Origin of the sequence: Burkholderia sp. E168m15 (genome assembly GCF_016586105.1) — a bacterium.
In the GTDB taxonomy this organism is placed as follows: domain Bacteria; phylum Pseudomonadota; class Gammaproteobacteria; order Burkholderiales; family Burkholderiaceae; genus Burkholderia; species Burkholderia orbicola.
Map to the genome: position 1 here is coordinate 1 of NZ_BCPO01000051.1, position 25,135 is coordinate 25,135.

General features: G+C 69.4%; 22 protein-coding genes. 10 read left to right on the forward strand and 12 right to left on the reverse strand.

Annotation, left to right across the window (positions count from 1 at the left end):
• A partial coding sequence (locus tag JMF86_RS08410; RefSeq protein ID WP_201316949.1) for an AsnC family transcriptional regulator occupies window positions 1-136 on the reverse strand: 136 nt, incomplete at its 3' end.
• A 247-nt stretch (window positions 137-383) separates the two neighbouring features.
• Between JMF86_RS08410 and JMF86_RS08415 the strand changes: the two genes are divergently transcribed.
• Both JMF86_RS08415 and JMF86_RS08420 read left to right on the forward strand, forming a co-directional pair.
• Window positions 384-935, forward strand: a complete 552-nt coding sequence (locus JMF86_RS08415) for a Spy/CpxP family protein refolding chaperone (RefSeq protein WP_125380654.1) — start codon at window positions 384-386, stop codon at window positions 933-935.
• Between the two features lie 120 nt (window positions 936-1,055).
• Complete coding sequence (locus tag JMF86_RS08420; protein ID WP_027814117.1) at window positions 1,056-1,487, forward strand: PGDYG domain-containing protein; 432 nt, start codon at window positions 1,056-1,058, stop codon at window positions 1,485-1,487.
• A 39-nt stretch (window positions 1,488-1,526) separates the two neighbouring features.
• Here JMF86_RS08420 and JMF86_RS08425 read toward each other — a convergent pair whose 3' ends face one another.
• The 8 genes from JMF86_RS08425 to JMF86_RS08460 form a co-directional block, all read right to left on the reverse strand.
• Window positions 1,527-1,889: a DUF3022 domain-containing protein gene (locus tag JMF86_RS08425; RefSeq protein ID WP_027806439.1), complete on the reverse strand. Its 363-nt coding sequence runs from the start codon at window positions 1,887-1,889 to the stop codon at window positions 1,527-1,529.
• Window positions 1,890-1,901: 12 nt separating this feature from the next.
• Window positions 1,902-2,690: a YhfC family intramembrane metalloprotease gene (locus JMF86_RS08430; protein WP_125380653.1), complete on the reverse strand. Its 789-nt coding sequence runs from the start codon at window positions 2,688-2,690 to the stop codon at window positions 1,902-1,904.
• 55 nt (window positions 2,691-2,745) lie between these two features.
• Window positions 2,746-3,789 (reverse strand): LacI family DNA-binding transcriptional regulator, encoded by a 1,044-nt coding sequence (locus tag JMF86_RS08435; RefSeq protein ID WP_027810531.1) that lies wholly within the window; start codon window positions 3,787-3,789, stop codon window positions 2,746-2,748.
• Between the two features lie 332 nt (window positions 3,790-4,121).
• The gene (locus JMF86_RS08440) at window positions 4,122-5,087 is read right to left on the reverse strand and encodes an NAD(P)-dependent oxidoreductase (protein WP_125380652.1); all 966 of its coding nucleotides are present in this window, start codon (window positions 5,085-5,087) and stop codon (window positions 4,122-4,124) included.
• A gap of 4 nt (window positions 5,088-5,091) precedes the next feature.
• On the reverse strand, window positions 5,092-6,372 hold the full coding sequence (locus JMF86_RS08445) for an MFS transporter (RefSeq protein ID WP_006475964.1): 1,281 nt from the start codon (window positions 6,370-6,372) through the stop codon (window positions 5,092-5,094).
• 115 nt (window positions 6,373-6,487) lie between these two features.
• Entirely contained in the window at window positions 6,488-7,480 is a 993-nt protein-coding gene (locus tag JMF86_RS08450) for a sugar kinase (RefSeq protein WP_011549754.1), read from the reverse strand.
• A gap of 36 nt (window positions 7,481-7,516) precedes the next feature.
• Window positions 7,517-8,281, reverse strand: a complete 765-nt coding sequence (locus JMF86_RS08455) for a TIM barrel protein (protein WP_125380651.1) — start codon at window positions 8,279-8,281, stop codon at window positions 7,517-7,519.
• Between the two features lie 160 nt (window positions 8,282-8,441).
• Window positions 8,442-9,335, reverse strand: a complete 894-nt coding sequence (locus tag JMF86_RS08460) for a LysR family transcriptional regulator (RefSeq protein WP_027806089.1) — start codon at window positions 9,333-9,335, stop codon at window positions 8,442-8,444.
• A 111-nt stretch (window positions 9,336-9,446) separates the two neighbouring features.
• Between JMF86_RS08460 and JMF86_RS08465 the strand changes: the two genes are divergently transcribed.
• Both JMF86_RS08465 and JMF86_RS08470 read left to right on the forward strand, forming a co-directional pair.
• On the forward strand, window positions 9,447-10,532 hold the full coding sequence (locus tag JMF86_RS08465) for a YeiH family protein (protein ID WP_125380650.1): 1,086 nt from the start codon (window positions 9,447-9,449) through the stop codon (window positions 10,530-10,532).
• Between the two features lie 115 nt (window positions 10,533-10,647).
• Complete coding sequence (locus JMF86_RS08470) at window positions 10,648-12,381, forward strand: ClcB-like voltage-gated chloride channel protein (RefSeq protein WP_201316952.1); 1,734 nt, start codon at window positions 10,648-10,650, stop codon at window positions 12,379-12,381.
• Between the two features lie 36 nt (window positions 12,382-12,417).
• On the opposite strand, the gene JMF86_RS08475 is transcribed toward JMF86_RS08470, so the two are convergent.
• Entirely contained in the window at window positions 12,418-13,038 is a 621-nt protein-coding gene (locus JMF86_RS08475; RefSeq protein ID WP_006475958.1) for a TetR/AcrR family transcriptional regulator, read from the reverse strand.
• Between the two features lie 188 nt (window positions 13,039-13,226).
• Here JMF86_RS08475 and JMF86_RS08480 point away from each other — a divergent pair, with 188 nt between their 5' ends.
• The 4 genes from JMF86_RS08480 (at window position 13,227) to JMF86_RS08495 (ending at window position 20,204) form a co-directional block, all read left to right on the forward strand.
• Window positions 13,227-14,336, forward strand: coding sequence for an efflux RND transporter periplasmic adaptor subunit (locus JMF86_RS08480; RefSeq protein WP_201316950.1), 1,110 nt, complete (start codon window positions 13,227-13,229; stop codon window positions 14,334-14,336).
• Window positions 14,333-17,479, forward strand: coding sequence for an efflux RND transporter permease subunit (locus JMF86_RS08485; RefSeq protein WP_125380647.1), 3,147 nt, complete (start codon window positions 14,333-14,335; stop codon window positions 17,477-17,479). The genes JMF86_RS08480 and JMF86_RS08485 overlap by 4 nt, the downstream gene beginning before the upstream one ends.
• Before the next feature lie 2 nt (window positions 17,480-17,481).
• Window positions 17,482-19,050, forward strand: coding sequence for an efflux transporter outer membrane subunit (locus JMF86_RS08490; protein WP_125380646.1), 1,569 nt, complete (start codon window positions 17,482-17,484; stop codon window positions 19,048-19,050).
• 125 nt (window positions 19,051-19,175) lie between these two features.
• Window positions 19,176-20,204 carry a MerR family transcriptional regulator gene (locus JMF86_RS08495; protein WP_125380645.1) on the forward strand — a complete coding sequence of 343 codons (1,029 nt, stop codon included), beginning with the start codon at window positions 19,176-19,178 and terminating at the stop codon, window positions 20,202-20,204.
• A gap of 92 nt (window positions 20,205-20,296) precedes the next feature.
• Here the strand turns inward: JMF86_RS08495 and JMF86_RS08500 are convergent, their stop codons facing one another.
• On the reverse strand, window positions 20,297-20,821 hold the full coding sequence (locus JMF86_RS08500; protein WP_125380644.1) for a M949_RS01915 family surface polysaccharide biosynthesis protein: 525 nt from the start codon (window positions 20,819-20,821) through the stop codon (window positions 20,297-20,299).
• Window positions 20,822-20,904: 83 nt separating this feature from the next.
• On the reverse strand, window positions 20,905-22,287 hold the full coding sequence (locus tag JMF86_RS08505) for a sigma-54-dependent Fis family transcriptional regulator (protein ID WP_125380643.1): 1,383 nt from the start codon (window positions 22,285-22,287) through the stop codon (window positions 20,905-20,907).
• A gap of 227 nt (window positions 22,288-22,514) precedes the next feature.
• Here JMF86_RS08505 and JMF86_RS08510 point away from each other — a divergent pair, with 227 nt between their 5' ends.
• Window positions 22,515-23,426, forward strand: a complete 912-nt coding sequence (locus JMF86_RS08510) for an MBL fold metallo-hydrolase (protein ID WP_374039648.1) — start codon at window positions 22,515-22,517, stop codon at window positions 23,424-23,426.
• 28 nt (window positions 23,427-23,454) lie between these two features.
• On the forward strand, window positions 23,455-25,125 hold the full coding sequence (locus JMF86_RS08515; RefSeq protein WP_125380641.1) for a bifunctional protein tyrosine phosphatase family protein/NAD(P)/FAD-dependent oxidoreductase: 1,671 nt from the start codon (window positions 23,455-23,457) through the stop codon (window positions 25,123-25,125).
• Window positions 25,126-25,135: the final 10 nt, after the last annotated feature.

Here is a 25,135-nt window from a genome sequence, read left to right on the forward strand (position 1 = left end):
TGCGCGCGACGACCGTCGTGCGCGCGACGTCGAGCTGGCGCGCGAGATCCGCGACGCTGGCGCGCGCATCGGCTTGCAGCAGCGCGACGAGTTGCCGGTCGAGATCGTCGAGTTGGTCGAGGCGGGGTGGGCGCATGACGCTGGGCCGGTACGCATGTGCCGGCGGAGTGGAAAGTGACGCGATGATAGCGCCGAACGCCGGCGCGCCCAACCGGCACGGCCGGATTCGCACCTTCGATTTCGATTCGTATCGGATGTAAGCAAGTGTCGCATTCACTGCCGCGCTGCATGCAACGTGCTACTAATAGCGGGCGACGCGAGAGGTACGCTGACGGCAATGGCCGCCGCGTCCGCTCGCCAGACACCACCCCGGAGAGCCAACCATGAAGAAAATCTCGCTCACCCTCGCTACGCTCGTCGTTGCAGCCAGCGCATTCGCGCAGACCCCGGCGCAGCCGCAAGCGCCCGCCCAGGCACCGGCCACGACGGCCGCGGCATCGGCCCCGAGCGCCGAGCAGCGCGCGGCCCGCCACGAGGCGCGCATCGAGCAGCGCATCAAGTACCTGCACGACCAGTTGAAGATCACGTCGGCGCAGGAACCGCAATGGAAGACGTTCGCCGACACGATGCGCGACAACGGCGCAACGATGGGCCGTCTCTACGGCGAACGGATGGCCAAGCACGACGTGTCCGCGCTCGACGACATGAAGCAGTACGCGGAACTGTCGCAGGCGAACGCCGACGGCGCGAAGAAGCTCGCCGACGCGTTCGCGCCACTGTACGAGAGCTTCCCGACCGAGCAGAAGGCGCTGGCCGACACGACGTTCCGCAGCTGGCTGCACCACGGCGGCGAGCACCGCGGCAAGGGCAAGACGAAGGGCAAGGACGGCAAGGCAGCCGCCGCGCCGGCCGCAAGCGCACCCGCGCAGCCCTGACCCTTCCCGCCGGCGCCGTGCCGGCCCGCCCGGGGCCGAACCGCGCCGCGATCGGCGACCGGCGCGTCACACGGCGCGCCGAATTCGGGATAAGCTCCCGGCTTTTCCCGCTTTCCCGCCATGCTCGAACTCAAGCAACTCGATCTGCGTACCGATCCGCAGGCTCGTCGCGTCGTCAAGGACGAAACCGTCGCCGTATCTTTCGCGGACGCCGACGGCGAACTGATGAGCCTCGAAGGCCCGAACCGTTATGTCGCGGGCGACGCGCTGATCACCGGCTCGACCGGCGACCGCTGGGTCGTGTCGCGCGCGCGCTTCGACGCCAAATACCTGCCCGCCGATCCGGCACTCGCGCACGGCACGCCGGGCGCCTACCGCAACCGGCCGGCCGTCGTGCTCGCGCGCCGGATGGACGAGGCGTTTACGATCGCCCGCTCGGAAAACGGCGACACGCTGCGCGGCGTCGCCGGCGACTGGGTGATGCAATACGCGCCCGGCGACTACGGCGTCGTGCAGGCGCAGCGCTTCGCGCAGGTCTACCGCGACGCGTAACGCGTGACGCACCGCGCCGGCCGAGGCCGGCGCCACGGCTCACGCAAAGTCTTCGTCGAGTTCGAGTTCCGCGTCGCGCTCGACGGCCTCGCCGGCCGCGTGCCGCTCTTCGAGCGAGCCGAGCATCGCTTCCGTATACGCATGCAGTACCGCATGGCTGCGCGCGCGCTGCATCGGCTTGAGCGCCAGGTAGCGCGCGAGCGCGGCCGGCACGATCCGGATGTCGAGCGTCATCCGCTTCGGCGTCGCGCCGAACCGCATCGCCAGCCAGTGCACGGCCAGGAAGCGCCCGCGTTCGTCGCTGCTTTCGGCGAAGCGCGTCTGCTCCGGAAAGAGATCGCAGATCACGCGCGCGAGCGCGTCGAATTCCGCGCTCTGGCATTCGATCAGATAGTCGTCCATTGCGCTCTCCCGTCAGGCCGCCGCACGCGACGGCCGGCACGCCTTCACCAGCGCGACCCCCAGGATCGCGACCAGCACGACATACGCGGCCTCGACCCACGCGGCCGGCAGCACGCGCACCTGGTACAGCAGCGTCGGCGTCGCCGCGAGCGCGTGCAGCACGATCGCGAGCGGCAACACGGCCATCCGGCCGGCCCGTACGCCGCGCCACACCAGCACCGACAGCGCCAGTTGCACCGCGAACGCCGCGCAGCGCTCGAGCAGCAACAGCAGGATCGACTGGGCCGACAGCGTCGCGAGCATCATGTGCAGCCGCACCACGGTGTCGACCGGCAGGTCGGACAACTGCGTCTCGAGCTGGCCGCGGCTCGCGAGCCACGCGAGATACGACCACTGGCCCCAGACGAGCACACCGACGAACCACGCTTCGGCGCCGCCGTGGCCGATGCCGTAGCCGATCCCGCGACCGTCGCCGGCCGATGCGCCATAGCGGCGGTCCAGAAAACGCATCCCGACATAGCGGCCGATTTCCTCGAATACGGCGGTCGCGAGCGCGCTGTACGCGACGAACGCGAGCGGCTGCGTCAGCCAGCCGTCCTCGGGCGTGTGGCTCAGCACGAGCCCGTGGAACGCGCGCTCGAGGATCATCGCAAACAGCGTGAAGACGGTGACGCCGACGATCGTGTCGCGGCGGTTGAGCGCAAGCGGCTTGCGCAGGATGCGGTAGAGGACGAGCGGCAGCAGCGCGATGATCAGCGTGGCGGCGATCAGCGCGGCCAGCGTGACGGGAGCGACAGTCATGTATTTCCTTGGTTCGAAGCAGCGCACCTGACACGCCGCGTGCCCCGAATGATACTCAGCTTGCGGTCGACGCGCGCGCAATCAACTCGCCGGGCAGCATCGCGACGCGCACGTCGCCCGCCGCGCCGTCGATCCGCTCGTGCACGAATTCGACGGCCTTGTAGCCGATTTCGTAGGTCGGCTGACGGATCGTCGTGATGCCGATCAGCTCGGCCCATTCCGGATCGTCGATCGACAGCAGCGCCGCCTTTTGCTGCCATGCGGCGCCGAAGCGCGCGCGCAGGTGGCGCGCGATCGCCAGCGCGACCGGCGCGTTCGCGGCGAACAGCGCCGCGCGCACGCCGCGCCGGGCCGCGTCGTCGATGCGGGCATCGACGTCGGCGAGCGCCGCCGCGGCCGCGTCGGGTTCGTTCAGGTCGAGCACGACCGTCGACGGCACCGGCAGCCCGCGTGCGGCCAGCGCCGCGCGGAACGCGGCCTCGCGCACGCGCCGCGAGCTGACCTGCTCGAACGGCTGCACGACGAAATGGATCGCGTCGAAACCGTGCTCGATCAGGTGCGCGAGCGCCGTCTCGATCGCGTCGGTGTTGTCGAGGCCGATCAGGTCGGCCTCGAAGCCCTCGACCGTGCGGTCGACGAGCACGGCCGGAATGCCGGCGCCGCGCAGCGGGCGCAGCACGTCTTCCTCGGCGCCGAGCGCGTTGACGATCAGCCCTTCGACGCGGTAGGTCGTGAGCAGCTGCAGGAAGCGGCGCTCCATCTCGACTTCGTTCGCCGCGTGACAGATGAGCGGCATGTAGCCGAGCGCATGGCACGCGGCCTCGACGCCCTGCAGCACTTCGACGGTGTAAGGATTGGTCAGGTCGGCCGCGAGCATGCCGAGCAGCCGGTTGCGGCCGCGCTTGAGCCCGCGCGCCATCTGGTTCGGCCGGTAGTTGAGGCGCGCGATGGCCGCCTCGATCCGCTGGCGCAGATCGACGGACAGCACGTGCGTCTCGCCGTTCAGGTAGCGCGAAACGCTGGTCTTGCCCGTGCCGGCCTCGCGCGCGACGTCGCTGATCGTCGCCGGACGCGTCGTGGAAGGTTGCGTATCGGTCACTGTCGTGCCTCGCGACGTACGATCCGCGCCGCTTCGTGAGCAGACGGACCTTTGTTGTTGGAAACGTAAGCCAACCGGCGGCCTCCCCTGTCCTGGCGCGTCGGCGCCTGCGCTGGCCCGGTGCCGCGCGGTCGAGCCGCGCCCGCCAGCAGCGTGCTACGGCAGTCGGCCGCACCGGACCTGGCGCGGATGCCCGTCGCGCGACGCCGCCGGCCGCGTGGCCGGCCGTCGATACGACGAGCGCGGGCGATCATAACGCAGCCAGCCCTCCGGCACCAAGATCATCGACTCTAACGGCGCCGGTACCGTGCCGGCCGGTTGCCTCGGGCGGCTCAGGCGTGCGCCAGCGCATCCGGATTGACGAGATTCGTGCGCAGCGTGCCGGCCAGCGCGCCGACGAGATTTTCCGCGGCGCAGCGCGCCATCGCATGGCGCGTCTCGTGCGTCGCCGAGCCGATATGCGGCAGCGCGACGACGTTCTTCATCCGCAGCAGCGGTGAATCCGCCGGCAGCGGCTCCTTCTCGAACACGTCGAGCCCCGCGCCGCGGATCGTCCCCGCGCGCAGCGCGTCGACCAGCGCGGCTTCGTCGACGACGGGCCCGCGCGACGCGTTGATCAGGATCGCGCCGCGTTTCATCTTCGCGAATTCGGGCGCGCCGATCAGGTGGCGCGTGTCGGGCGACAGCGGCACCTGCAGGCACACGAAATCCGACTGCGCGAGCAGCGCGTCGAGCGTCACGCGTCGCGCGCCGTACTGCGTCTCGGCCTCGGCATGCGCGGACCGGTTCGCGTACAGCACCTGCATCCGGAAGCCGAGCGCCGCGCGGCGCGCGACCGCGCCGCCGATCCGCCCGAGCCCGACGATGCCGAGCGTCTTGCCCTGCACGTCGGTGCCGTACAGGTCCGGGCCGATGCTGCGATGCCAGTGGCCGGCCTTCACCCATTCGGCCAGTTCGACCACCCGCCGCGCGGAGGCCAGGATCAGCGAAAACACCGTATCGGCCGTCGACTCGGTCAGCACGTCCGGCGTATGCGCGAGCACGATGCCGCGCCGCGTGAAATCGGCGACGTCGAAGTTGTCGTAGCCGACCGAGATCGTCGACCACGCCTTCAGCCGCGGCGCGCGATCGAGCATCTGCGGCGTGACCTTCAGGCTCGCGCCGATCGCGCCGTCCGCGTCGCCGAGCGCGGCGGCGAGCGCGGCGGCGCCGTCGGCCTGCACGACGTCCGCATGCTCGCGCAGGTACGCGAGAACGTCATCGGGCAGCGGCTTGTACGCGACGATACGGGGCTTCATTGTTTCATTTTCCTTGCAGCGGCGCGGCGAGCGGATGCGCATCGCGCGCCTGGGGTTTGACGGACAGCGTGAGGATCACCGCGGCGACGAGCGCGGCGCTCATGAATGCGTACGACGCGACGGGCGACCCGGTCGCACCGTTCAGGTAGCCGACGAAGTACGAGCCGACGAACGAGCCGAGCGCGCCCATGCTGTTGATCAGTGCCATCGCGCCGCCGGCGACGTTCTTCGGCAGCAGTTCCGGCACGATCGCGAAGAACGGCCCGTACGGTGCGTACATCGCGGCGCCCGCGACGACCAGCAGCGCGTACGAAATCCAGAAATGCGACGAACCGAGCGCATACGACGCGGCGAACGCGGCCGCGCCGACCAGCAGGAACGGCCACACGAAGCCGCGGCGCGAGCCGACCTTGTCGGATGCCCACGAAGCGGCGAGCATCGCGATCGTCGCCGCGAGGTACGGCAGCGCGGACAGCCAGCCGGTCGCGACCATCCCGAGGTCGGAACCGTTCTTCACGATCGACGGCAGCCACAGCACGAAGCCGTACACGCCGATGCTCCAGCAGAAATACTGCGCGCACAGCTTGATCACGGCCGGCGAACGGAACGCCTCGCCATAGTTGCGCACGGGCTTGATCGCCGCCTGCTCGGCCGCGAGCGCGGCGTCGAGGTCGCGCTTTTCCTGCGCGCTCAACCACGGCGAATCGGCCGGCTTGTCCTGCACGAGGAACCACCAGCACACGGCCCAGATGACGGCCGGGACGCCTTCGGCGATGAACATGTGGCGCCAGCCGAATTCATGCACGAGATAGCCCGACACGATCGACATCCACAGCACGGTGACCGGGTTGCCGAGGATCAGGAACGTGTTCGCGCGCGAGCGCTCGTTCTTCGTGAACCAGTTGCTGATGTAGATCAGCATCGCCGGCATCACGGCCGCCTCTACGACGCCCAGCACGAAGCGGATCGCCATCAGCGACGGGATATTGCTGACCACGCCGGTCAGCGCCGCGCAGCCGCCCCACAGCACCAGGCTGACGAACACGAGCTTCTTCACGCTGCGGCGTTCCGCGTAGATCGCGCCGGGAATCTGGAAGAAGAAGTAACCGAGGAAGAACAGCGCGCCGATCAGCGACGACAGGCCCTTGCTGATGCCGAGATCCTGGTTGATGCCGGCCGCCGCCGCGAACCCGTAGTTCGCGCGATCGAGGTAAGCGAGGCTGTAGGTGATGAAGACGATCGGCATGATCGTCCACCACCGACGGGCTGCGAGATTGGCTGCCATGAGAGTGTCTCCGTATATGGACCGGAGTGGGCGCACTGGCGCCTGCCCGGCCTCGAACAAAACTACTGTGCGTCGCGCACGAAATGGATCCGCGGATTGTGCCGTGTCCGGCCTCTCATTGCGCGGTGACGGTTTCCTCTAAGCGATCGGCGTGATTGCTGACCTTTTCGAGCCGGTCGAGCGCGTCGCGCGTCGGCAATCCTTCCGAATCGCCGATCACCTGGATCGCGAGCGCACCGATCCGGTTGCCGCGGGCGACCGCCTGCTCGACGCTGCGCCCTTCGAGCAGCGCGCTGACCACGCCGACCGCGAAGCCGTCGCCGGCGCCGACCGTATCGACGACCTTGTCGACGCGCTCGCCGGCGACCGTGCCTTCGCGGCCGTCGGCCGTGCGGAAATATGCGCCCTGCTCGCCGAGCTTGATCACGACGCCGCGCGCGCCCTGCGCGAGATAGAAGCCCGCGATGTCGGCCGGCCTGTCGTGCCCGGTGAGTTGCCGCCCTTCGGCGAGACCCGGCAGCACCCAGTCGGCGAGCGTCGCGAGCGCATTCAGCGTCTTCGCCATCACGTCGGCGGACGGCCACAGCGTCGGGCGCAGGTTCGGGTCGAACGAGATCGTCTTGCCGGCCGCACGCATCTCGCGCGCGAGCCGGAATGCGAGTTCGCACGACGTCGCCGAGATCGCCGGCGCGACGCCGGTCAGGTGCAGGTGGCGCGCGCCGAGCACGTAGTCGGCCACGTAGTCGTCGCACGACAGGTGGCTCGCCGCCGAACCCTTGCGGAAATATTCGACGGTCGGGTCGCTGCCGTCGTCGTTGCGCGACTTCAGCTGGAAACCGGTCGGGTAGCGCGGGTCGACGGTCACGCACGACGCGTCGATGCCCTCGCGCGCCAGCGTGTCGAGCACGTAGCGGCCGAACGAATCGCGGCCGACCCGGCTCATCCAGCCGACCCGGAAACCGAGCCGCGACAGGCCGATCGCGACATTCAGGTCGGCGCCGGCGATCCGCTTCGCGAATTGCCCGGCGTGCGCGAGGTGGCCGGGCTCCGTCGCGACGAACATCGCCATCGCTTCGCCGTAGGTCACGACATCGAGTGCTGCTTTCATGACTGAACTCCTCAGAATCCTGCTGCGGTCACGTGGTCACGCGGTCGCGAGCCACGCGACGCGCCGGCACGCATCGCCGGCCAGGTCGGCCGCGTCGAACGGGAACTCGATGCCGCGCGGCGCGTGCTGCGGCAGCGCCGCGAGCACGCCGGTCACGAGCGGATCGTTCGGCGCCGGCGCGACGGCGAAACGACGCGCGCCCTCGCCTTCGATGGTCTTGCAATGAATGTATTCCACGTGCGGCGCGAGCACCTGCGCGCAGTCGAGCGGCGCTTCACCGCGCCACTGCCAGTTGCCGATGTCGAACGTCATGCCGAGCGCATCGGGCAGGCCGGCATCGGCGAGCGCGTCGAACAGCCCGCGGAACTGCACGAACGCGCCGCCGATCTCGGGCTGGCCGTTTTCGACCACCACGCGAGCCCGCGCCCCGCGCGACAGCGCGACGATCTCGGCCGCATGCGCGTCGCCGGCAAAGCCGCCGAGCTGGAATTTCACGAAGCGCGCGCCGAGCGCGTCGGCTTGCGCGAGTGCGTCGCGCAAGGCGTCGACGTCGAGCGCACCCGTTTCGGTATACAGCGCGTCGGGGGTCGAATAGACCGACCACAGTCCGTGGCCGGCGATCTGCGCGCCGAGCGCGGCCAGCGCGCCGGGCGCCGTATCGTCGTCCGACGCGAACAGTTCGCGCCGCACCTCGAAACCGGCCGCGCCGGATGCCGCCACGGTCGCGATGAATGCACTGTGGCCCTCCTGGCGCACCCGGTCCATCCCGAATGCGCTCGCCACGATCACGATGTCTGCCATGTTGCCCTTTTTCACCGGAATGGAACCGGTTCCATTTGCTTGAGACGGATGGTGCGCTTCGCTTCGGACCCACGCCATAGAGGAAATCCCTAAGGCCCCGTTGTCCCGTGAATACGCGTCCGCCAGCGCGCAACGCGCGTTCCCGGCACGGTGTCGGCGCCTATGCGAGGTCCTGCGCGAGACTCATTTCGAGGAATTGCGCGGCGACCCGCGACGGCGCGCCGCCATGCGGCACGAGGATCGAGAAATGCCGCGTGAGCGGCGCGGGCGCCAGCGAGCGCGGCACGAGCGCCGCATCCTCGTGACGCAGCGACATCGCGGACACGAACCCCACGCCCATCCCCGCGCGCACGGCCTCCTTCACCGCCTCGACCCCCGCGATCTCGAACGCGACGCGCATCGGCGCGCCGCCATGCGCGAACGCGCGCTCGACGAGTTGCCGCACCGCGGAGCCCGCCTCGCGCAGCACGAGCGGATGCGCGGCCAGCGCGTCGAGCGTCACGCCCGCGTCGTAGCCGGGCGCCGCGAGCGGATGGCCGGCCGGCACGATCGCGACGATCTCGTCCTCGTGCCACGCGTGCACGGCCGTGCCCGGCGGCAGCGCCTCGCCGGGCGGCCCTTCGATCAGCGCGATGTCGAGCGACGGCAGCGCCGCGACCACGTCGGCCGTATTGCCGCTCATCGTCTGGATCGACACACGCGGCGCGTGCGGCTGAAACGCCGCGATCAGGTACGGCAGCAGGTAGCTCGCGGGCGTCGTGCTCGCGCCGATGCGCAGCGTGCCGGCTTCCAGCCCGCGCACCGCGTCGCGAAACGCACGCGCCTGCGCGAACGTGTCGCGCTGCGCCTTCGCGTACTGCGCGAGCTGCTCGCCGACCGGCGTCAGGCGGATGCCGCGGCCGTCGCGCTGGTACAGCGGCTCGCCGAACTCGTCCTGCAGCAGCCGCAACTGGCCCGACACGGCCGGCTGCGACAGATGCAGCGCCACGGCGGCGCGGCTGATGTTCAGATGCTCGGCGACGGCGGCGAAGGTTATCAGTTGATCCGGGGTCATGGAGGGGAATTATCGGCTTTCTGGATAGTTTATGTCACAAATCACAATTTTTCATATCGATATAACGAAATTAGGATTACACCATCGCCACACGCTCCATCACGGTGCTCCATGTCCACTGCTCCGACTCCCCCTCTCAGCCACGCCGCGTCGTCGATGCGCGGCCAGTTGAACGGCGTGCTGTTCGTCGCGCTATTCGCCGCCGCCGTCACGAGCCTGTCCGAGCTTCCCGCGATCGCGGGGCTCGGCCTGTCGCCGCTGATCGTCGGCATCGTCGCCGGCGCGCTGTACGGCAACGCGCTGCGCGACGGCATGCCGGCCAGCTGGGCGGCCGGCGTCAATTTCTCCGCCCGCAAGCTGCTGCGTATCGCGGTCGCGTTCTTCGGCTTGCGCGTGAGCCTGCAGGAAATCGCGCAGGTCGGGCTGCCGGGCCTCGCGGTGTCGGTACTGATCGTCGTCAGCACGCTCGCGATCGGCACCTGGGTCGGCATGAAGCTGATGAAGCTCGACCGCGACGCCGCCCTGCTGACCGCCGCCGGCAGCGCGATCTGCGGCGCGGCCGCGGTGCTCGCGTTCGAGTCGACGCTGCAGTCGAAGCCGCACCAGAGCGCGATGGCGGTGGGTAGCGTCGTGCTGTTCGGCACGCTGTCGATGTTCCTGTATCCGCTCGCCTATCACGCCGGGCTGCTGAACCTCGATCCGGCCGGCCTCGGCCTGTTCTTCGGCGGCACGATCCACGAAGTCGCGCAGGTGGTCGGCGCGGCGAGCGACATCAGCCCGGAGGTCGTGCACGTCGCGACGATCGTGAAGATGACGCGCGTGATGCTGCTGGTGCCGGTGCTGCTCGCGCTCGGCTGGTGGCTCGCCCGTTCGTCCCGTTCCGCGCGTGCGGCTCACGACACGGCCGGCGGCACGCAACGCCAGCGCAAGGTGGCGGTGCCCTGGTTCGCGCTCGGCTTCCTCGGCTTCGTGATCGTCAATTCGCTGAACGTATTGCCCACGGACGTCACGCACACGCTGAACGTGCTCGACACCTTCGCGCTGACGATGGCCATGACCGCACTCGGCATCGAGACGCGCGTCGCGCAGATCCGCGCGGCCGGCCCGCGTGCACTGATGACCGGCCTGATCCTGAACGTCTGGCTGATCGCCGGCGGCTACGGGATCACCTGGGCCGTGCAGCACTGGCTTGGCTGAGCCGCACGTCCGCGACGGTTCGCGCGCCGCGCCCGACGGGAAGCCCCATGAGGCGGTCCCGCGGGCGCGGCGCAGTGCTATGCTTCGCGTCGTTTTCCATCGCCCCCTTTCAGCCGTGCTCTCGTTCCTGCTGAAGCTGCGCACTCGCGCCCGAAGGCTGTTCCGCCTGTCGGACGCCCATACGATGCTGATCTGGTCGGCCATCGTCGGCGTCGGCGGCGCCTTTGCCACGATGGCGTTCCGCGAGGGCATCGACCTGATGCAGCGGCTGATCTCGGGGCACAGCGGCAGCTTCGTGCAGATGGCGAAGAGCCTGCCGTGGTACCTGCGGTTCTGGATGCCGGCCGCGGGCGGCTTCCTCGCCGGCTGCGTGCTGCTGCTCGCGACGCGCGGCGACAAGGAGGCCGCCAAGACCGACTACATGGAATCGGTCGCCCTCGGCAACGGCGTCGTGCCGGTGCGGCAGAGCCTGTGGCGCAGCGTGTCGTCGCTGCTGACGATCGGCAGCGGCGGCTCGATCGGCCGCGAAGGCCCGATGGTGCAGCTCGCGGCGCTCGCCGCGTCACTGGTCGGCCGCTTCGCGCACTTCGATCCGCCGCGCCTGCGCCTGCTGGTCGCGTGCGGGGCGGCGGCCGGCATCACGTCCGCGTACAACGCGCCGATCGCCGGTGCCTTTTTCGTGTCGGAAATCGTGCTCGGCACGATCGCGATGGAGAGCTTCGGGCCGATGGTCGTCGCGTCGGTCGTCGCGAACATCGTGATGCGCGAATTCGCCGGCTACCGGCCGCCATACGAGATGCCGGTGTTTCCGGCCGTGACCGGCCCCGAGGTGCTGCCGTTCGTCGTGCTCGGCGCGCTGTGCGGCGTGCTCGCGCCGCAGTTCCTGCACCTGCTCGACGCGTCGAAGACGCAGTTCAAGCGGCTGCCGGTGCCGTTGCCCGTGCGGCTCGCACTCGGCGGCCTGGTCGTCGGCGTGATCTCGGTGTGGACTCCGGACGTGTGGGGCAACGGCTACAGCGTCGTGAACCACATCCTCCATTCGCCGTGGACCTGGCAGGCGCTCGTCGCGGTCCTCGTGTTCAAGGTGATCGCGACCGCCGCGACGGCCGGCTCGGGCGCGATCGGCGGCGTATTCACGCCGACGCTGTTCGTCGGCGCCGTGTTCGGCTCGCTGTTCGGGCTCGCGATGGACGCGCTGTGGCCCGGCCATACGTCCGCGTATTTCGCGTACGCGATCGTCGGGATGGGCGCGTTCATGGCGGGCGCCACGCAGGCGCCGCTGATGGCGATCCTGATGATCTTCGAGATGACGCTGAGCTACCAGGTCGTGCTGCCGCTGCTGGTGTCGTGCGTGTTCGCGTATTTCGTCGCGCGCGCGACCGGCACCACGTCGATGTATGAAATCACGCAGCACCACTACCAGGACGCGCAGGAGCGGCAGCGGCTGCGCACCACGCAGATGCGCGAGCTGATCCAGCCCGCGCAGACGGTCGTGCCGCTCACCGCGAGCGTCGCCGACATGACGCGCGTGTTTCTCGAATATCCGGTGAAGTATCTGTACGTGACCGACGACGCCGGGCGCTTTCGCGGCGCGGTCGCGTTGAAGGACATCACGTCCGACTTGCTCGACAAGCGCGACACGACCGACAAGACGGCCGCGCACTACGCGCACACGCCGTTTCCGCTGCTCACGCCCGACATGCCGCTCGCGACCGCGCTCCAGCGCTTCATGGCGTTCCAGGGCGAACGCCTGCCGGTAATCGAGAGCGAAGCCGAGCCGACGCTCGCGGGCGTGGTCTACAAGACGTCGCTGCTCGACGCGTACCGGCGGATGACCGGCGAACGCTGACGCGCGTCGCCGCACCACTCGCACCGCCCGCGCCGGTCAGTCCGGCGCACGCCCCAGCACGACCCGCGCGAAGAAGCCGCCGAGCACCGACTCGGCCACGTCGGCCGACACGTGCTGCGGATCGGCCGTGTAGTACGACTGCACGCCGTCGCACAGGCACATCAGCCCGAACGCGAGCGTATCGGCCGGCAGCAGCAGCGGCGTGCCCGAGCGCTCGGCGAAGCGCTGGATGAATTCGGCCATCTGCACGCGCTTGCCGTGCAGGAACTGGTTGAAGCGCACGCGGAATTTCGCGTCGCGCGCCGCCTGCAGCTTCGCCTCGCCCCACAGCAGCGAGTACTCGTCGTCGCGAAACAGCGTCCGGTAGTACGCGAGCGACATCGATTCCATCTGCTCGCGCGTGCCGCCCCCTTCGAAAATCGCGACGAAGTCGGCCTGCACCTCCTCGTGGTTGCGCTCCAGCAATTCCAGCAACAGGTCGGACTTGCTGCGGAAATTCGAGTAGAACGCGCCGCGCGTGTAGCCGGCGGCCGCCGCGATGTCCTCGACGCTCGCGGCCACATACCCTTTCTTCAGAAAAATGCGATGCGCGGCTTTCAGCAGACGTTCGCGCGTCTGGTCCCTGCTCTGCTCGCGAGTTAAGCGCTGTGGTTTCATGCCGCGCAGTCTAGCATCCCTTCCCTTTCAGATTCATCTTTGCATTCAGATACAGGTGTGTATTAGAATTCGCCACAGTTTCTGAAGATGTCGTTCATCTTTCCGTGTGCGCCGCTGCCGGCGCCGCTTGGGGCAAGCGCCCGCCGCGCTTGCCGGCTTCGTTCCGCTCCACCTCACCTGGGGGTTTCGTGAATCGCTCCGGTTCCCGCGCCGCGCTGCTGATCGGCGCCGCGCTCGTCCTTGCCGCCTGTCATCCGAAAGAATCCGCACCGCCCGCCCCGCGCCCCGTCGTCGCGCTGCCCGCGCGGGCCGACACCACCGCGGCCGCGCGCACGCTGCCCGGCGACATCCAGCCGCGCTATGCGACCCCGCTGTCGTTCCGCATCGCCGGCAAGATCATCGAGCGCCGGGTGCGGCTCGGCGATATGGTGAAAGTCGGCCAGGTCGTCGCGCTGCTCGATCCGTCCGACGTCGAGAAGAACGCCGCGAGTGCGCAGGCGCAATTCGATGCCGCGTCGCACAGCCTCGCGTTCGCGAAGCAGCAGCTCGATCGCGATCGTGCGCAGGCCCGCGAAAACCTGATCGCAACCGCGCAGCTCGAACAGACTCAGAACAGCTACACGTCGGCGCTCGCGCAGCGCGACCAGGCGCAGCAGCAGCTCGCGCTCGCGAAGAACCAGCTGCGCTACGCGACGCTGGTGGCCGATCATGCGGGCACCATCACCGCCGAACAGGCCGATACCGGCCAGAACGTGTCGGCCGGCCAGCCGGTCTACCAGCTCGCGTGGTCGGGCGACGTCGACGTGGTCAGCGACGTGCCCGAAGCCGCGCTCGCGTCGCTCGCGCCGGGCCACGCGGCCACCGTCACGCTGCCGTCGCTGCCGGGCCGACAATTCGCCGCGAAGGTGCGCGAAATCGCGCCGGCCGCCGATCCGCAAAGCCGCACCTACCGCGTGAAGCTCACGCTCGGCACGCCTGATCCGGCGATCCGGCTCGGCATGACCGCGGACGTCGCGTTCGACGGCGCGCCGGCCGCCGGCGACGCGCAGCCGATCACGCTGCCCGCGACCGCGCTGTTCCACGACGGCCCGCATCCGGCCGTTTGGATCGTGCGCACCAGGGACGACACGCTCGAGTTGCGCCGCGTCGACGTCGCGCGCTTCAACGAGCGCACCGTCACCGTGTCGCACGGGCTGCAGCCGGGCGAGCGCGTCGTGCTGCAGGGCGTGCATACGGTCAGCGCGGGCGAGAAGGTGCGCGCGATCGCGCCGCTGCATCCGGAGGACTTCGCATCGTGAGCGTCTCCCACGAAGAAGGCCGCTTCAACCTGTCCGCGTGGGCGCTGCGCCATCAGGCGCTGGTCGTCTACCTGATCGCGCTCGCGACGCTCGCGGGCATCCTCGCTTACACGCGGCTCGCACAATCCGAAGACCCGCCGTTCACGTTCCGCGTGATGGTGATCCGCACCTTCTGGCCCGGCGCGAGCGCGCGGCAGGTGCAGGAACAGGTGACCGACCGGATCGGCCGCAAGCTGCAGGAAACGCCTGCCATCGATTTCCTGCGCAGCTATTCGCGCCCCGGCGAATCGCTGATCTTCTTCACGATGAAGGATTCGGCGCCCGTGAAGGACGTGCCCGAAACCTGGTACCAGATCCGCAAGAAGGTGGGCGACATCGGCTATACGCTGCCGCCCGGCGTGCAGGGCCCGTTCTTCAACGACGAATTCGGCGACGTCTACACCAACATCTGGACGCTTGAGGGCGACGGCTTCACGCCCGCGCAACTGCACGACTACGCGGACCAGTTGCGCACCGTGCTGCTGCGCGTGCCGGGCGTCGGCAAGGTCGACTATTTCGGCGACCCCGACCAGCGGATCTTCATCGAGGTCAACAACGCGCAGCTCACGCGCCTGGGCATTTCGCCGCAGCAGCTCGGGCAGGCGATCAACGCGCAGAACGACATCTCGTCGGCCGGCGTGCTGACGACCGCCGACGATCGCGTGTTCGTGCGGCCGAGCGGCCAGTTCGACAACGTCGAGGCGATCGCGAATACGCTGATCCGCATCAACGGCCGCACGTTCCGGCTCGGCGATCTCGCCACCGTGAAACGCGGGTACGACGATCCTCAAGTCACGCAGATGCGAACGAACGGCCATGCCGTGCTCGGCATCGGCGTGACGATGCAGCCGGGCGGCGACGTGATCCGGCTCGGCAAGGCGCTCGACGCCGAATCGAAGGACTTGCAGGCGCAACTGCCGGCCGGCCTGAAGCTGACCGAGGTGTCGAGCATGCCGCACGCGGTGTCGCATTCGGTCGACGACTTCCTCGAAGCCGTCGCCGAGGCGGTCGCGATCGTGCTGGTCGTGAGCCTCGTGTCGCTCGGGCTGCGCACCGGGATGGTCGTCGTGATCTCGATTCCGGTCGTGCTCGCGGTCACCGCGCTGTTCATGTACCTGTTCGACATCGGGCTGCACAAGGTGTCGCTCGGCACGCTCGTGCTCGCGCTCGGGCTGCTCGTCGACGACGCGATCATCGCGGTCGAGATGATGGCCGTGAAGCTCGAACAGGGCTACACCCGCGCGCGCGCCGCCGCGTTCGCGTACACCAGCACCGCGTTCCCGATGCTGACGGGCACGCTCGTCACGGTATCGGGCTTCCTGCCGATCGCGCTCGCGAAATCGAGCACCGGCGAATACACGCGCTCGATCTTCGAGGTGTCGGCGATCGCGCTGATCGCGTCGTGGTTCGCGGCCGTCGTGCTGATCCCGCTGCTGGGCTATCACATGCTGCCCGAGCGTAAGCGGCACGCGCACGAGGCGCACCTGCCCGACGATCACGAGCACGAGATCTACGACACGCGCTTCTACCGGCGGCTGCGCGGCTGGATCGACTGGTGCATCGAGCGGCGCTTCGTCGTGCTGCTGATCACGGGCGCCCTCTTCGTCGTCGCGATGATGGGCTTCTCGCTGGTGCCGCAGCAGTTCTTCCCGAGCTCCGACCGGCCCGAGCTGCTGGTCGACCTGCGGCTGCCCGAAGGCGCGTCGTTCGCGGCGACGCTGCGCGAGACCGAGCGCCTCGAGAAAGCGATCGCCAAGCGGCCCGAGATCGACCATGCGGTGAACTTCGTCGGCAGCGGCGCGCCGCGCTTCTACCTGCCGCTCGACCAGCAGCTGCAACTGCCGAACTTCGCGCAGTTCGTGATCACCGCGAAATCGGTCGAGGACCGCGAGAAGCTCGCGACCTGGCTCGAAACGACGCTGCGCGACACGTTCCCGGCCGTGCGCTGGCGCCTGTCGCGGCTCGAGAACGGCCCGCCGGTCGGCTATCCGGTGCAGTTCCGCGTGAGCGGCGACAGCATCGCGACGGTCCGCTCGATCGCCGAGAAGGTCGCCGCGACGATGCGCGGCGATGCGCGCACGGTCAACGTGCAGTTCGACTGGGACGAGCCGGCCGAGCGCTCGGTGCGCTTCGAGCTCGACCAGAAAAAGGCGCGCGAGCTGAACGTCACGTCGCAGGACGTGTCGAGCTTCCTCGCGATGACGCTGTCCGGTACGACCGTCACGCAGTATCGCGAGCGCGACAAGCTGATCGCCGTCGACCTGCGCGCGCCGCGCGCCGACCGCGTCGATCCGGCCAAGCTCGCGGGCCTCGCGCTGCCGACGCCGAACGGCCCCGTGCCGCTCGGCTCGCTCGGCCGCTTCACGCCGACGCTCGAATACGGCGTCGTGTGGGAGCGCGACCGCCAGCCGACCATCACCGTGCAGTCGGACGTGCGCGCCGGCGCCCAGGGCATCGACGTCACGCATGCGGTCGACGCGAAGCTGAATGCGCTGCGCGCGCAGTTGCCGGTCGGCTATCAGATCAACATCGGCGGCTCGGTCGAGGAAAGCGCGAAGGCGCAGAAGTCGATCAACGCGCAGATGCCGCTGATGGCGATAGCCGTGTTCACGCTGCTGATGATCCAGCTGCAGAGCTTCTCGCGCGTGCTGATGGTCGTGCTGACCGCGCCGCTCGGGCTGATCGGCGTGGTCGCGACGCTGCTGCTGTTCGGCCAGCCGTTCGGTTTCGTCGCAATGCTCGGCGTGATCGCGATGTTCGGGATCATCATGCGCAACTCGGTGATCCTGGTCGACCAGATCGAGCAGGACATCGCGGCCGGCCACGGCCGTGTCGACGCGATCATCGGCGCGACCGTGCGGCGCTTCCGGCCGATCACGCTGACGGCCGCGGCCGCGGTGCTCGCGCTGATCCCGCTGCTGCGCTCGAACTTCTTCGGGCCGATGGCGACCGCGCTGATGGGCGGCATCACGAGCGCGACCGTGCTGACGCTGTTCTACCTGCCCGCGCTGTACGCGACGTGGTTCCGCGTGAAGCGCGACGAACGCGACCCGCAGGACGGCCCGCCGCCAGGCGGCACGCCTGCCGCGCCGTCGGGAGCCTGACCATGGATCGATCGATGACCCTGAAAACGAAAGCCGTGCGGGCGCTCACGGTGGTGAGCATCGCCGGCCCGCTCGCGGGCTGCGCGTGGTTCGCACCGAGCGGCGAGCCGCCCGCGATGCCGTCGCCCGCGCACTACGGCGCCGCGCCGCAAGTCGAGCAGACCGTGTCCGCGCACGGCGTCGCGCAGCAGTTCGAGGTCGGCGCGCAGCCGGTGCCGGACTGGTGGAAACAGTACCGTTCCGATGCGCTGAACGCGCTCGTCGACGAAGGGCTGCGCAACAGCCCGACGCTGAGCGCGGCGTCGCATTCGCTGGATGCCGCGCGCGAACAGTTGCGCGGTCAGATCGGCAGCTCGATGCTGCCGTCGATCGACGCGGTCGGCCAGGCCACGCGCCAGCGCGCGCTCGGCGTGCCGATTCCCGCGCTCGGCGCGCCGACGCTGCTGTACGACACGTTCGTCGGGCAACTGCAGGCGAGCTACACGGTCGACCTGTTCGGTGTGTCGCGCTTCGCGAACCGCGCGCTCGCGAAACGCGTCGACGTCAGCGCGTTCCAGCTCGAATCCGCGCGGCGCGCGCTGGCCGCGAACATCGTCACCGCATCGATCACCGTGTCGGTGCTCAATGCGCAGATCGACACGACCGAGCGGCTCGTCGCGCTCGCGAACGACCAGGCGCACGACGCGGAGCGCCGCCATGCGCTCGGTTCGGCCTCGCGCAGCGACGCGCTGAATGCCCGGCAAAGCGCCGACACGTTCGCCGCGAGCCTGCCCGCGCTGCGCCAGCAGCGCGACTCGGCGCGTCACGCGCTGGCGGTGCTGGTCGGCCGCACGCCCGACCGGCCGCCGGCCGATCTGGCGCTCACCGATCTGCACCTGCCCGAGCAGGTGCCCGTCGTCGTGCCGTCGGACCTGCTGCAAAGCCGCCCGGACATCCAGGCCGCCGACGCGGGGCTGAAGGCCGCCGCCGCCGAAGTCGGCCTCGCGACCGCGCAGATGTTTCCGCAACTGTCGCTGTCGGCGGCGATGGGCAAAGGCGGCTTCAGCTGGCCGGCGATGCTGTCGGGCGCCGGTGCGATCTGGAACGTCGGCGCGTCGCTGAGCCAGCCGATCTTCCATGGCGGCGCGCTGCTCGCCCAGCGCCGCGCGGCGAAGGCGACCTACGAGGCCGCGGTCGACCAGTACAAGCAGGCGGTGCTCGGCGCGTTCCAGAACGTCGCCGATTCGCTCGCGGCGCTCGAGCACGACGCGGAGGCGCTCGATGCGTCGTCGCGCGCCGCGCTGTCCGCACGGGGCGCATACGACGATGCGGCCGCCCGCGTGCGGCTCGGCGCGTTGCCGCCGTCGGCGGCGCGCGCGAGCGAGCTGCAGTACCGCAATGCGCGGCTCGACGAGATTCGCGCGACCGGCGCACGGTTCGCGGATACCGCGCGGCTTTACCAGGCGATGGGCACGCCGCCGGCCGACACCGGCGACAAGTCCGCTAAAACCGGCCACGCGGCCGGCGACGGCACGGCCGGCACGCAGGCACGCGCCGCCACGCCCGACGCCGCCGTCCCTTCTGCGCAATAACCAGCCCCCTTCGATCGGACGCGCGTGCGGATTCCCGCCACGCGCGTCCGATCGCCGCTCTTTCGCTTGACCCTCACGTAGCGTAACGTTCGAGACTCCAGTGTGCGCACCGAACGGAGGAACGAATGCGGCTGAAAGTGGGAGACCTGGCGAAACGCAGCGGGCTGACCGTCCGCACGCTTCATCACTATCACGCAATCGGCCTGCTGACGCCTTCGGCGCGCGCCGACAACGGCTACCGGCTGTACGACCGCGACGACATCGCCCGGCTCCACCAGATCCAGGCCCTGCGTCGCTTCGGACTGTCGCTCGCCGAAATCGGCGACTACCTGAACCAGCCCGGTACCCCGCTCGTCGATCTCGTCGCCAGGCAGATCGCGTCGCTCGACCGCCAGCTCGCGCAAACCGCGCAGCTGCGCGAGCGGCTCGCGAGCCTGCATGCGCAGCTCGCGGCGGGCACCGAGCCGGAACTGGCCGATTGGCTCACCACACTGGAGTTGATGACCGTGTACGACAAATATTTTTCCGAGGAAGAACTCGCGCGCCTGCCGATGTACCAGAAGAGCCAGGCCGGCGACGCGGAATGGATCGCGCTCGTCGCCGAAGTGCGCGCGCTGCACGAGGCGGGCGTGCCCGCCGAGGACGAGCGCGTCCGTGCGCTCGCCGCGCGCTGGATGGCGCAACTGGTGCGCGACACGAACAATGATCCGCGCCTGCTCGCGAAGCTGAACCTGATGCACGAGCACGAACCGTCGATGCAGTCGAAGATCGGCATTTCGACCGCGTTGCGCGACTATGTGCTGCGCGCTTCGGCGGAAACGAAGATGCGGCTCTTCGAGAAGTATCTGGAGCCGGACGAGATCCGCTTCATGCGGGCGCACTACCGCGAACGCTCGATGGAATGGCCGCAACTGATGGCCGACGTACGCGACGCGATCGATGCGGGCGCGCAGCCCGATTCGCCGCAAGGCCGCGCGCTCGCGCAGCGCTGGCTCGAGCTGTTCTGCAGCTACGCGGGCCACGATCCGGCCACGCACGCGAAATTCCGCCACGCGCTGATGAACGAGCCGGCGCTGACGAAGGATTCGTGGACCGACGACACGCTGCTCGGTTTCGTGCGCGCAGCGATGGCGCAGTTGGCGCCGGTGCGCTGATCGCGTGACGGGCGCGCGGCACGCGGGTTTCCCGTGTGCCGCCCGTTTCACCATGGGGAGCCGGCATCGCGCGCACGGTGGTCAGCATCCGCCTAATCGTTGCGCATGCTGATCCCGCGCCAGCGCTGCGTCATGTAACGCAGAAACGCGGGCTGCGCCTTCAGGTCCGCGTTCGGCACGGGCGCCGCGCCGCCGTCGACGAACTTGCCGTTGATCGTCACGGTTTCCTCGCCGCGCAGCACGTATTTCGTGCCCGCGTCGACCAGGAAGTACTTGACCTGATCGGCGCTCACGTCCCCCCGGCAACCAATCTTGTACGCGAACAGGAACTGCTTGCGGCCGTTGCCGAGCAGGTCGCGCATTTCGATCGACTTCGGCACGACATCGAGAATCACGTCGACCGGGCAATCCTTCACGTAGTCACGCACCGTCCAGTCGGGGTGGCCGTCGAGCGTCGCGGACACCTTGAGCTCGACGTCGTCGCCGGACGCGGTTCTGGCGAGCGTCACCACGTGCGCGCCGGCCGCATCGGTCCACGTGTAGTCGGCGGCATGCGCCGGGCTGGCCAGCGCTGTGACTGCGAGCCACAGGCAACGCGAAAGGGCATGTCTTTTCATCGGCGGGAGCGAAAGCGCTGAAATCGAACGCGCCATTATCGGCAAAGCCGCGTGCCGCCGCCAGCCGCGCGCGACCCGCCCGTTCAGCGCTCGCGCGAGCCGAGCCCGAGCGCCCTCATCCGCCGGTACAGCGTCCGCTCGCTCAATCCGAGTTGTTCGGCCAGCGCCTTGCGCGTGCCGTCGAACGTGCGCGTGATACGAACCAGCTCAGCATCCGACACGCCGCGCGCGTCGGCCGTCTGCGCGTGAGGCACCGCCGCTGCCGCGACGAGTTCGGCCGGCAGATGTTCGACGCGGATCGTCCCGTCGTCCGCGAACAGGCACGCGCGTTCAAGCACGTTGCGCAGCTCGCGGATGTTGCCGGGCCACGCATACGCATCGAGGCATGCCCGCGCGCGCTCGGTCAGCGTGAATGGCCGTGCATTCGCGTCGCCCGCCTTGCCGCGCGCATTCGCGATCCGCCGCAGGATCGATTCGGCCAGCAGCGCGACGTCGCCCTGCCGTTCGCGCAGCGCCGGCAGCGGGATCGGAAAAGCGTTGATCCGGTAGTAAAGATCCTGCCGGAACCGGCCGTCGTCGATCATCTCGCGCAGCGGCTTGTGCGTGGCCGCGACCAGCCGGAAATCCGCACGCAGCGCCTCGACGCCGCCCACGCGCCGGAACGTGCCCGATTCGATCAGCCGCAGCAGCTTCACCTGCATCGGCAGCGGCACGTCGCCGATCTCGTCGAGAAACAGCGTGCCGCCCTGCGCAGTTTCGACGAGGCCCGGCTTGCGCTGGTTCGCGCCGGTGAACGCGCCCTTCTCGTAGCCGAACAGTTCGCTCTCGAACAGCGTCTCGGCGATCCCCGAGCAATCGACGACGACGAACGGCCCCATTGCGCGGTCGCTCGCCTCGTGCAGCGCGCGGGCGAACAACTCCTTGCCGGTGCCCGATTCACCGAGCAGCAACACCGGCAGTGTCGACGGCGCCACGCGCTGCAATGCGCCGAGCGCCGCGTTGAACGCGTCCGAGCCGCCGACGAGCCCTTCCGCGCTCGGCTGCGCCGATGCGCTGCGCACGGTCGTCAGCCGCTCGACATACGCGATCACGTTGCCGTGTGCATCGAAGATCGGCCGCAGCTCGACGTCGACATGCTCGGGGCCGCGCGGCGTGTGATGGATGTGCAGCACGCGGTTCAGCCCGCGCGACTCGAGCGCCTGCTTCATCGGGCAATGCTCGCCGGCCTGGTCGCACGGCACGTCGTAGTGGTGCGACACCTGGAAACAGTGCCGGCCCACGTGCTCGACGCCGGCCACGCCGAACTGGCGCCGATACGCATCGTTCGCCGCGAGGATGCGGTAGTCGGGGTCGACCACGATCATCGGCTGCGGGTCCTGCTCGAGATACGCGACGAGTGCGTGGACATCCGGCATCGCGTCGCGGCGCGGAACAGGGACGATCGGAATGGTGTCGTGCGGATTCATGCGGCGGCTCGCTCGGCGAAGGGGCGCCCGGACGGACTGCCAGGCTGGCTGCCAATTCTGCCACGACACTGCCAGCTGTGGCAGTCCTCGTCTGCCGCCGGATGTCGCCGCCACCTTCTCAGGGCCGCCGACGCCCCGAAAACCCGTGCTGAATCAAGCCCCTGCCACATCGGCGGATGCTGCGCCACAGACTGGCACGCTTCTTGAAACAAAGACCGCGATTGCAGATGCAGAACCCCGTTCGAGGACACCCCGTGAGCAACGCCCCCGCCCTGTCGATCGAAGGCTTTTTCGACCCGGCCACCCACACCGTCAGCTATCTCCTGCTCGATACCGCGAGCCGCGCATGCGCGCTGATCGACAGCGTGCTCGACTACGACCCGAAATCCGGCCGCACGCGCACCGCCAGCGCCGACCGGCTGATCGCGCGCGTCGCCGAACTCGGCGCGACCGTGCACTGGCTGCTGGAGACGCATGTTCATGCCGACCATCTGTCGGCTGCGCCGTACCTTAAAGCACGGGTCGGCGGCCAGATCGCGATCGGTTCGCACGTGCGCCGCGTGCAGCACGTGTTCGGCACGCTGTTCAACGCAGGGCCGGGCTTTGCGGAAGACGGCCGCCAGTTCGACCGGCTCGTCGACGACGGCGACACGCTCGCGCTCGGCGCGCTGACGATCCGCGCGCTGCACACGCCGGGCCACACGCCCGCGTGCATGACCTACTGCGTGGACGACGCGACGCAGCGCGCGGCGTTCGTCGGCGACACGCTGTTCATGCCCGACTACGGCACGGCCCGCTGCGACTTCCCCGGCGGCGACGCGCGCACGCTGTACCGCTCGATCGCGCGCGTGCTGGCGCTGCCGCCCGACACGCGCCTGTACCTGTGCCACGACTATCAGCCGGGCGGCCGCGACGTGCAGTTCGTGACGACCGTCGCCGAGCAGCGCCGCGCGAACGTGCACGTGAAGGACGGCGTGAGCGAGGACGATTTCGTCGCGATGCGCACCGCGCGCGACGCGACGCTCGACATGCCCGTGCTGATGCTGCCGTCCGTGCAGGTCAACATGCGCGCCGGCCACCTGCCCGAGCCCGAGAACAACGGCGTGCGCTACCTGAAGATTCCGCTCGACGCGATCTGAGCGCCCGCACCCCACCGAGAACCCCGACATGACCACCCTCCGCAAGCTGACCGACACGCTGTCGGTCTCGCCGCAGATCGCGGCGGCCGACCTGCCCGCGCTTCACGCGGCGGGCATCCGCGCGATCATCTGCAACCGGCCCGACGGCGAAGGCGCCGACCAGCCGACCGTCACCGAGATCCGCGCGGCCGCCGCGCCGCTCGGTATCGACGTGCATTACCTGCCGGTCGATACCGGCAAGGTGACCGACGACCAGGCTGCGCAGTTCGGCGCGCTCGTCGCGTCGCTCGACGGGCCCGTGCTCGCGTACTGCCGCAGCGGCACGCGCTCGGCCACGCTGTGGGCGCTGTCGCAGGCGGGGCTGCGTCCGCTGGACGACCTCGTCGCCACCGCCGGCCCGGCCGGCTACGACCTGAGCGCGCTTGCATCGCGTGTCACGCAAAACAGCCGCCACACGGCGCCGGCCGTCGACGCACGGCACGACATCGTGATCGTCGGCGCGGGTGCCGCCGGCATCGCGGTCGCGTCGAGCCTGCTCGCGCGCGACGCGTCGCTCGACATCGCGGTGATCGATCCCGCCGACGTCCACTATTACCAGCCCGGCTGGACGATGGTCGGCGCGGGCGTGTTCCAGCCCGGCACCACCGCGCGGCCGATGACCGACGTGCTGCCGCGCGGTGTACACCGCATCCGGGCCGCCGTCGCGGGCTTCGAGCCCGGCGCGCACGTCGTGGTGCTCGACGGCTGCCGGCGCATCGGTTATCGCAAGCTCGTCGTGTGCCCGGGGCTCAAGCTCGACTGGCACGCGATCGACGGCCTCGCCGACACGCTCGGCCACAACGGCGTCACGTCGAACTACCGCTACGATCTCGCGCCGTACACGTGGGAACTCGTGCGCGCGTTCCGCGGCGGCAATGCGCTCTTCACGCAGCCGCCGATGCCGATCAAGTGCGCGGGCGCGCCGCAAAAGGCGATGTACCTGTCGTGCGATCACTGGCGGCGCACGGGGCGCCTCGACGCCGCGAACGTCGAATTCCTGAATGCAGGCGGCGCGTTGTTCGGCGTCGCCGATTACGTACCCGCGCTGATGGAGTACGTGAAAAGCTACGACATCGCACTGTCGTTCGGCCACAACCTCGTCGCGATCGACGGGCCCGCGCGCCGTGCGACGTTCTCGCGCGCGCTGCCCGACGGCGGCAAGGCAACCGTCGAGCGGTCGTTCGACATGATCCACGTCGTGCCGCCGCAGAAGGCGCCGGACTTCGTGCGCGCAAGCCCGCTCGCCGACGCGGCCGGCTGGATCGACGTTGATCCGGCGACGCTGCGCCACAAGCAGTTCGAGGACATCTACGCGCTGGGCGACGTCACCAACACGACCAACGCGAAAACGGCCGCGGCCGCCCGCAAGCAGGCGCCCGTCGTCGCGCACAACCTGCTTGCATCGCTCGGCCGCGCGCACGGCGACGCCACCTACGACGGCTACGGCTCGTGTCCGCTCACCGTCGAGCGCGGCAAGATCGTGCTCGCCGAATTCCTGTACGGCGGCAAGGTCGCGCCGACCTTCCCCGCGTGGCTGATCGACGGCACGCGCCCGTCGCGGCTCGCGTGGCTGCTCAAGGAGCGCGTGCTGCCGCCGCTCTACTGGAAGGCGATGCTCAAGGGCCGCGAATGGCTCGCGAAGCCCGCGATCGCACGGTGACCGGAGCGCG